Consider the following 8,303-nt stretch of genomic DNA (forward strand, 5'->3'; position numbering starts at 1 on the left):
CGGCCCGCGCGCGCCGCCGCCGTCGCCCCGGCCGCCCGGCGCTGCCGCGCGCCTGGCGGCACGCCGTCCCCACCGTGCTGCAGATGGAGTCGGTGGAGTGCGGCGCCGCCAGCCTGGCCATGATCCTGGCCTACCACGGCCGGCACGTGCCGCTGGAGGACCTGCGCGGCGTCTGCGGGGTCTCCCGCGACGGCGCCCGCGCCTCCAGCGTGCTCTCCGCCGCCCGCTCCTACGGGCTGACCGCCCGCGGCTACCAGACCGAGGCCGACCAACTGGCCGACCTGGACGGCCCGGTGATCATCTTCTGGGCGTTCCAGCACTTCATGGTGGTCGAGGGCATCCGCACCCGGTACGGCCGCAAGGTGGTGGCGGTCAACGACCCGGCCAGCGGCCCGCGGCTGATGGAGTGGGAGGAGTTCGACTCCGGCTTCACCGGCATCGTGCTCGCCTTCGAGAAGGGCCCCGACTTCCGGCCCGGCGGCAACAAGGGCGGGATCGGCCGGGCGCTGCTCGAACGCCGGCTGCCCACCGGGCGGGCCATGCCGCTGGTGCTGCTGGCCAGCCTGCTGCTGGTGGTCCCCGGCATCGCCACCCCGGCCTACACCCGCGTCTTCATCGACCGGGTGCTGTCCGGCGGCAGCGGCGCCGACCTGCTGCCGCTGCTGGCCGCGATGTCGGCCACCGCGGTGGCGGTCTTCGTGCTGACCTCGGTGCAGCGGCACTACCTGCTGCGCCTGGAGATCCGGATGGGCCTGGTCAGCTCGGCCCGGTTCTTCCGCCACCTGCTGCGGCTGCCGATCGACTTCTACCTGCAGCGCCGCCCGGCCGAGGTGGCCAAGCGGGTGGCCGGCAACGACGCGGTCGCCGAGATCCTCTCCCGGGACCTCGCGCTGACCGTGATCAACCTGGGCCTGGTGCTCTTCTACGCGGCCATCCTGATCCGCTACGACGTGCTGCTCGGAGTGATCGGCGTCGGCATGGCGCTGCTGAACGTGGTGGTGCTGCAGGCGGTGGCCCGGGCCCGCACCGACGCCGTCTCGGCGCTGCGCACCGACCGCGGCAACCTCACCGCGACCACCTTCACCACCCTCGCGCTGATCGAGACCGTCAAGGCCACCGGCTCCGAGCCGGACGCCTTCAGCCGCTGGGCCGGGTTCCTGGCCAAGGTGGTCTCCGCCAAGCAGAAGCTGGGCATCCCCAGCGCCGTGCTGACCGTGGTGCCGCCGATGCTGGCCGCGCTCAACAGCGGGCTGATCCTGCTGGTCGGCGGGCAGCGGGTGGTGGACGGCGCGATGAGCGTGGGCCTGCTGGTCTCGTTCCAGACCCTGCTGGCCGCGCTCAGCCGCCCGGTCACCCAGCTGACCAACCTCGGCGGCCGGCTGCAGGACGTCACCGCCGACATCAAGCGGCTCTACGACGTGGAGCGCTACCCGGTGGCGACCTGCTTCGCCGCCCCCGAGCCGGAAACCGGCGCCAAGCTGGACGGCGCCCTGGAGTTCCGCGGCGTCAGCTTCGGCTACAGCCCGCTGGGCGACCCGGTGATCAAGGACCTCGACCTCACCGTGGTGCCCGGCCGCCGGGTCGCGGTGGTCGGCGGCTCCGGCAGCGGCAAGTCCACCCTCGGGCGGCTGCTGACCGGCCTCTACGCCCCGCAGCAGGGCCGGATCCTGCTGGACGGCCGGCCGCGCGAGGAGCTCTCCCGCACCGTGCTGGCCGCCTCGGTGGGCTACGTGGACCAGGACATCTCGCTCTTCGAGGGCACGGTGCGCGACAACCTGACGCTGTGGAACGACGACGTCCCGGACGAGGCGGTCACCGCCGCGCTGCACGACGCCGCCGTCTACGACACCGTGATGACCCGCCCCGGCGGGATCCACAGCCCGGTCCTGGAGGGCGGGCGCAACTTCAGCGGCGGCCAGCGCCAGCGCCTGGAGCTGGCCCGGGCACTGGCCACCCAGCCGACCCTGCTGGTGCTGGACGAGGCGACCAGCGCGCTCGACCCGGAGACCGAGCGGGTGATCATGGACAACCTGCGGCGGCGCGGCTGCGCCTGCCTGATCATCGCGCACCGCCTCTCCACCGTCCGGGACGCCGACGAGATCATCGTGCTGCGCCAGGGACGGATCGCCGAACGAGGCACCCACGACGAGCTGTTGGCGCTCGGCGGGCACTACACCGCGCTGATCGAGTCGGCGCGCCGCGAGGAGGAGGACGAGCTGTGACGGCCGTCATCGAACGCCCCCTGTCCTTCGGTGAGTTCTTCACCGCGGCGGCCGAACCCGCCGACCCGCACGCCGACCGCTACCTGGTGCTGGACGACCCCGACCGGATGCTGCTGGTGCTCGCCGGCGCGGTCGACCTGTTCGCGGTCCAGCTCACCGACCGCTCCCCCAGCGGGCGTTGGCACTTCCTGTGCCGGATCGAGGCGGGCACCGTGCTGCCGGGGGCGCCCGACGGCCCGCGGCACGGCATCGTGGCTCGCCCGGTGCTCGGCGCCCAGCTCGCCCAGCTGCCCACCGCCTGGGTGCAGGGCCTGTCGGCCCGCGAGGGCGAGTGCGGCACCGCCGCCGGCGCGGCCGTGCGCGCGCTGGACGGCGCGCAGCAGCTGCAGGCCGTCGAGCAGTTCCTCGGCGGCCTGGCCGGCGGCATCACGGCACTGGCCGACGCGCTGCGCGACACCCGGCCGCCGCGCGACTTCACCCCGCTGGCGCCCGCCGAGCCGACCGTGCTCAAGAAGGGCCAGGCGCTGCGCTCGGTGGACGGGCTGCAGTGGGTGCGGGTCGAGGAGGGCGGCGTCGAACTGCCCGAGGGCACGGCCGGCGAGCTCACCGCCGGCGCCGAGGTCTGCCTGACCGAGCAGGACTGGCTGGTGGCCACCTCCGCCGCCACCGTCCGGGCCCGGGCGCCGCGCGAACTGCTCGACCGGGGCGAGCTGTGGCAGCTGCTGCACGAGCACTGCCGGCGGCTGCTCTACACCGTGGACGAGCGGGTGGCGGCCCGCCAAGCCGCCGAGACCGAGCAGATCGCCGCCCGTCAGGAGCGCGACGCCGGCACCCTGGCGCACTCCGCCAAGGGCTTCGACACCGTGCTGCGCGACACCTCGGCCCGGCTGCGGATCGGCGACGCGGCCGCCGACCCGCCGACCCTGGCGGCCGCCCGGCTGGTCGCCGGGCACCAGGGCTTCACCATGAAGGCCCCGGTCGCCGGCAACGGCCACGACCGCCACCTGGACGAGCTGCAGGCGATCGCCCTGGCCTCCGGCGTGCGCACCCGCGCGGTGCGGCTGGACGGCCGCTGGTGGCGCCAGGACCTCGGCCCGATGATCGGCTACCGCAAGGGCGGCGGTGCGGTCGCGCTGCTGCCGATGGGCGGGCGCTACGTGCTGGCCGAGAACGGCACCGTCACGCCGGTCACCCCGAAGGTCGCCGCCGAGCTGCAGAACAAGGCCACCATGCTCTACCGGCCGCTGCCCGCGACCGTGCGCACGGTGGCCGGGCTGCTGCGGTTCGGGATCCGCAACAACCGCCGCGACCTGTGGATGTTCGCACTGATGGCCACCCTGGTCGCGGTGGTCGGCCTGCTGGTGCCGGTGATGACCGGCGAGGTGCTCGGCACCTTCGTGACGCACGCCGAGCGCAGCCTGATCACCGAGGGCTCGCTGGTGGTGATCGGCTCGGCGATGGCGGTGGCCGCGCTCTCGGTGGTGCAGAACATCGCGGTGCTGCGGATCGAGAGCCGCTCCACCTCCGCCATGCAGGTGGGGGTCTGGACCCGGCTGCTCTCGCTGCCCGCCTCGTTCTTCTCCGGCTACTCCACCGGCGAGCTCGGCACCACGGTGCTCGGGGTCAGCGCCGCGCAGGAGACCCTGTCGGGGATGATGACCACCGCGACCCTGGGCATGCTGACCGGCCTGGCCAACCTGGTCCTGGTCTACTTCTACAACCTGCCGCTGGCCGGCCTGGCCACCGGACTGACCCTGGTCGGCGTCGGCTTCGGCCTGCTCGCCGGGCGGGTGGAGATCCGCTGGCAGCGCCGGCTGTACGCGCACGAGCAGGCGATGTCCGCCCGGGTCTTCCAGCTGCTCACCGCGGTGCCCAAGGTGCGGGTGACCGCGGCCGAGGACCGGGTGTTCGGGGTGTGGGCCGGGGAGTTCAGCAGGGGCCGGGGCATCGCGGCCTCCTCGCGCCGGGTGCAGAACGCCGTCACCACCTTCAACGCCGGCTTCCCGCTGGTCTGTTCGGTGGTCATCTTCGGCGTGATCGCCGGCCCGATGCACAGCCGGGTGCCGATCTCGGTCTTCCTCTCCTTCTTCACCGCCTTCAACCTGCTGATCGCCTCCAGCCTGCAGTTCACCTCGGCGGCGGTCACCGCGATGGGCGTGGTGCCGATGCTGGAGCGGCTGCGGCCGATCCTGGAGGAGAAGCCCGAGGTCGACGACAGCAAGGCGGACCCCGGCGACCTGTCCGGACGCCTGGGCCTGAGCCACGTCACCTTCCGCTACGGCGAGGACGGCCCGGCCGCGCTCCAGGACGTCACGCTCGGCATCGCCCCCGGTGAGTTCGTCGCCATCGTCGGTCCCTCCGGCAGCGGCAAGTCCACCGTGCTGCGGCTGCTGCTCGGCTTCGAGCGTCCGGAGAGCGGCACCGTGCTCTACGACGGCCAGGACCTGGCCGAGTTGGAGATCTCCGCGGTGCGCCGGCAGTGCGGCGTGGTGCTCCAGCACGGGGCGCTGCTGGCCGGCGACATCAAGGCCAACATCGTCGGCAGCACCAACCACACGCTGGACGACGCCTGGGCCGCGGCCGAGATGGCCGGCATCCACACCGACATCGCGGCCATGCCGATGGGCATGAACACCGTGCTCTCCGAGGGCACCAGCACGCTCAGCGGCGGGCAGCGCCAGCGGCTGATGATCGCCCGGGCGCTGGTCTCCCGCCCCCGGATCGTCTTCTTCGACGAGGCCACCAGCGCGCTGGACAACCCGACCCAGCGGCTGGTCACCGAGAGCACCCGGCGGCTGAACGCCACCCGGGTGGTGATCGCGCACCGGCTCTCCACCGTCGCCGAGGCCGATCGGATCATCGTCATGGACCAGGGCCGAGTGGTCCAGCAGGGCCGCTACGAGGAGCTGCTCGCCGACCAGGACGGGCTCTTCGCCCGCCTGGCACACCGCCAGATGTGATCGACCGGGCCCACGGAGGGGAACCGCCATGCAGTTCGCACTGCTGATGTTCGGTCAGGAGACCGACTGGGACGCCATGACCGCCGAGGAGCGCGAGGAGCGCTTCACCGCCAACCGCGAGTTCGCCCGCGCGCTGGTGGCGGCCGGAGTCGAGATCGTCTACGGGGCCCGGCTGGGCCGCCCGACGGTCGCCGAGGGCGAGGAGCGCGCCGGCGAGGGCGTCCTGGAGCTCGGCGGGCTGTGGGTCGTCGAGGTGCCCTCCGAACAGGAGGCACTGGGCTGGGCGGCGCGGATGCCGATCGGCCCGGCGGGCCGGGTCGAGGTCCGCCGCTGCGAGCGCGGGCCGCGCCGGCCCGCCGGAGAAGGGAACTGACATGGAGTACCTGCTGCTCATCCACGGCGACGAGCGCGTCTGGGACGCGCTCAGCGACGAGCAGGAAGCCGAGCTCGACGCGGCGCACGCCCGGTTCGGGCGCGAGATGTACCAGGCCGGGGTCAAGGTGCTGTACGGCGGCGGGCTCGCCCGCGGCGCCACCGCGCGACTGGTCGTCCCCGGGGATGACGCCGCCGGGAACGCCGCCGCCGTGGACCCGGTCTCGGACGGACCGTACCGCGAGGGGCACGAGCACCTCGGCGGGGTCTGGGTGATCGACGTCGGGTCGGAGCAGGAGGCGGTCGACTGGGCCCGGCGGATGCCGGCCGCCGCCGGCGACCTGGTGGAGGTCCGGCCGGTGCGGGTCACCTGATCCGCACCGCCTGATCCGCACCGCAGCCGAACGCCATGCGGCCCGCCCGAGAATCGCTTCTCGGGCGGGCCGCGTGGTGTTCCGGGGGGATTCAGCGCAGGTGCTCGGCGATCGCCGCCGCCACCGCGTCCGGGCGCTCCAGCAACGGCAGGTGCCCGGCGTCGGCCACGGTCAGCAGCCGGCAGTCCGGCACCGTCGCGCACAGCAGCTCGCCGTTGCGGACGAAGGCGGGCATGTCCTGGTCCCCGACCACCACCAGGGTGCGGGCGGAGATCCGGCGCAGCTGGTCCGCGGTGTGCCGGTCGGCGGTCAGCCGGTCCATCGCCCCGTTGCCCAGCTCGGCCCAGCCGTGCCGGGCCACCACCGCGCGAAGCGCCGCGCGCAGCTCGGGGTGCCGCTCGGTGCCCTTGAAGATGTCGGGCGGCGACTGCAGCCACAGGTCGGCCAGTTGCTCGCTCGCTCCGCCGGTCAGCCGGTACAGCATGGCCAGCTGCTGGTAGCGCCGCTTGGCCGCCGCCTCGTTGGCGGTGCCCGCCAGGGTGGGCGCGGCCAGCACCAGGCGGTCGACCAGGTCCGGCTCCTGGAAGGCGAGTTGGATCGCCGACATGGAACCGAAGGAGAGCGCGACCACCCGGCGGGCGCCGCTGGCCCGGAGCACCTCGGCCAACTGGTCGGCCAGTTCCGGCAGGGTGAGGCCGGGCCGCAGGGCGGGCGAGCCGCCGTGGCCGGGCAGGTCCACGCCGAGGTGGCGCCAGCCGGGCAGCCGGTCCCAGAGCGGGTGCCAGGTGCTGGAGTCCATGGTGTAGCCGTGCAGCCAGAGGACCGGCTCGCCGTGGCCGGTCTCGGTCAGGTGCAGTTCGGTCACCGGGTCACCTCCGCAGCGTCCACGGCCTCGACGGCCGCCGCGGTGGCCGCCGCCGCGAAGTCCGCGCAGAACGCCCGGAAGGCCAGCACCGGCGCGTCCCGGGCGTCGTAGCGCGGTCGGGCGTACGGGTTCAGGTGCTCCCAGACCACCTTGTCCTCGCCGAGCGCCTTCTCGCTGCCGGCGATCAGCGCCGGCAGCGCCGCCCGCTGCGCGGCGCGCACCCCGATCGCCACCCGGGCCAGGCAGCCGCCGTCCGCAGTCGGCACCGAGCCGGTGACGATCACCTGCATCTCGTGCGCCGGACCGAACTCGGTGACCACCACGGCGGGGCTGAACGCCCGGGCGTGGAAGCGCGGTTTGAAGTCCCAGCGGACCTTCCCGGTGCGCACCGCCTCCCAGCGCACCTCCTCCAGCCGGCGGGCGTCCTGCCAGGGCGAGGTCTGCATCAGGAACTCCCCCTCGATCACCAGCTCGCCGGCGTCGCCGGGGCGAGCCGCCATCCCCCGGGTGCCCGGCACGCCGTGCACGGCCTTGAAGTGGTCGGGGTCGAAGGCGTTCTCCACCACGTACTCGGGCGCCACCGCGACCGGCAGGGTGACCGCCTTGACCAGCGGGAACTCCTGCGCCCAGGCCTTGACCGCCCGCTCGAAGCCGCGGTCGCCGTCCGGGTGGTCGCCGAGCCGGGCGAAGACGGCCTCGCCCCAGCGCAGCACCGGGTGCTCGCGCACCGACCAGGTCCGGCTGCGGTCGCCGAGCGCGATCCGCTTGCCGTGGAACGGGCAGACCAGGCAGTCGCCCTCACGCCGGGCGCCGTGGCCCAGGTGGGCGCCGCGGTGCGGGCAGTCGGCGTCCAGCACCCGGATCCGGTCGTCCTCCCGGACCGCGATCAGGCGGTGGCCGCCGATCGCCAACGGGGTGATCTCCTCGGTCAGTTCACTGTCGAAGGCCAGCAGGTACCAGCCGTGGTGCGGCGGTGCCGCGCCCGGCCGGGTCGTCGGGTCCATCGGGTCCATCCGGTTCATCTGTTCGCCATCGCTTCGAGCAGTTCCTCGGCAGCCCGCTCGCCACTGGCCAAGGCACCTTGGACCCAGGGGAGTTCGCTGCCCGACACGGTCGCCTCACCGGCGAAGAAGAGGGTGCCGGCCAGCGGCGCGGCCCAGTCGGCGGCGGCCGGGCGGCCGACCAGCGGGGCGGTGAACGCCCCGGCGGCGTAGGGGTCCTGACCCCAGTCGGCGGCGGTCCGCGCCAGCACCCGGGCACCGGCCGTCCACGGCAGCACGGCCGCCAGCAGCGCAGCCGGTCCGTCCGGGTCGGCGGCGGCCGCGCGCAGCCGCCCGGCCGCGCCGGCCTTGGCGACCAGCAGCACCTCGGGCCGGCCGGCCGCGCACCGGACGAACCCGGCGCAGCCGTCCACGTCGAACCCGATCACGCTCTGCGGTGCGGGCCGGTCCACCGTGACCACCAGGCAGTAGCCGTCGCCGGCCGGCAGGCGCCGCGCCGCGGCGAGCTT

7 protein-coding genes are annotated in these 8,303 nt (G+C 74.2%); 4 read left to right on the forward strand and 3 right to left on the reverse strand.

Going from position 1 to position 8,303, the window contains the following annotated elements; genetic code table 11:
• From ACQRUO_RS37215 to ACQRUO_RS37230, 4 genes are all read left to right on the forward strand, one after another.
• The coding region (locus ACQRUO_RS37215) for an NHLP family bacteriocin export ABC transporter peptidase/permease/ATPase subunit (protein WP_428320606.1) at positions 1 to 2,222 on the forward strand (2,222 nt) is incomplete at its 5' end.
• Positions 2,219 to 5,182: an NHLP bacteriocin export ABC transporter permease/ATPase subunit gene (locus ACQRUO_RS37220; RefSeq protein WP_428320607.1), complete on the forward strand. Its 2,964-nt coding sequence runs from the start codon at positions 2,219 to 2,221 to the stop codon at positions 5,180 to 5,182. The genes ACQRUO_RS37215 and ACQRUO_RS37220, both read left to right, overlap by 4 nt.
• Before the next feature lie 28 nt (positions 5,183 to 5,210).
• Complete coding sequence (locus ACQRUO_RS37225; protein WP_428320608.1) at positions 5,211 to 5,555, forward strand: YciI family protein; 345 nt, start codon at positions 5,211 to 5,213, stop codon at positions 5,553 to 5,555.
• 1 nt (position 5,556) lies between these two features.
• Complete coding sequence (locus tag ACQRUO_RS37230; protein WP_428320609.1) at positions 5,557 to 5,928, forward strand: YciI family protein; 372 nt, start codon at positions 5,557 to 5,559, stop codon at positions 5,926 to 5,928.
• A 91-nt stretch (positions 5,929 to 6,019) separates the two neighbouring features.
• Here the strand turns inward: ACQRUO_RS37230 and ACQRUO_RS37235 are convergent, their stop codons facing one another.
• From ACQRUO_RS37235 to ACQRUO_RS37245, 3 genes are all read right to left on the reverse strand, one after another.
• Complete coding sequence (locus ACQRUO_RS37235; RefSeq protein ID WP_428320610.1) at positions 6,020 to 6,793, reverse strand: alpha/beta fold hydrolase; 774 nt, start codon at positions 6,791 to 6,793, stop codon at positions 6,020 to 6,022.
• A complete protein-coding gene (locus ACQRUO_RS37240; protein WP_428320611.1) occupies positions 6,790 to 7,815 on the reverse strand; it encodes a Rieske 2Fe-2S domain-containing protein in 1,026 nt (341 codons plus the stop codon). Before ACQRUO_RS37240 ends, ACQRUO_RS37235 begins: the two co-directional genes overlap by 4 nt.
• On the reverse strand, positions 7,812 to 8,303 hold a 492-nt coding region (locus ACQRUO_RS37245), incomplete at its 5' end, for an FAD-dependent oxidoreductase (protein ID WP_428320612.1). The genes ACQRUO_RS37245 and ACQRUO_RS37240, both read right to left, overlap by 4 nt.

It is taken from the genome of Kitasatospora sp. LaBMicrA B282, from assembly GCF_050325825.1.
Taxonomy (GTDB): Bacteria; Actinomycetota; Actinomycetes; order Streptomycetales; family Streptomycetaceae; genus Kitasatospora.

Coding starts and splice junctions, on each gene's coding strand:
- ACQRUO_RS37225 (WP_428320608.1), top strand. CDS start 5,211: ATGCAGTTCGCACTGCTGATGTTCGGTCAGGAGACCGACTGGGACGCC.
- ACQRUO_RS37230 (WP_428320609.1), top strand. CDS start 5,557: ATGGAGTACCTGCTGCTCATCCACGGCGACGAGCGCGTCTGGGACGCG.
- ACQRUO_RS37240 (WP_428320611.1), bottom strand. CDS start 7,815: ATGAACCGGATGGACCCGATGGACCCGACGACCCGGCCGGGCGCGGCA.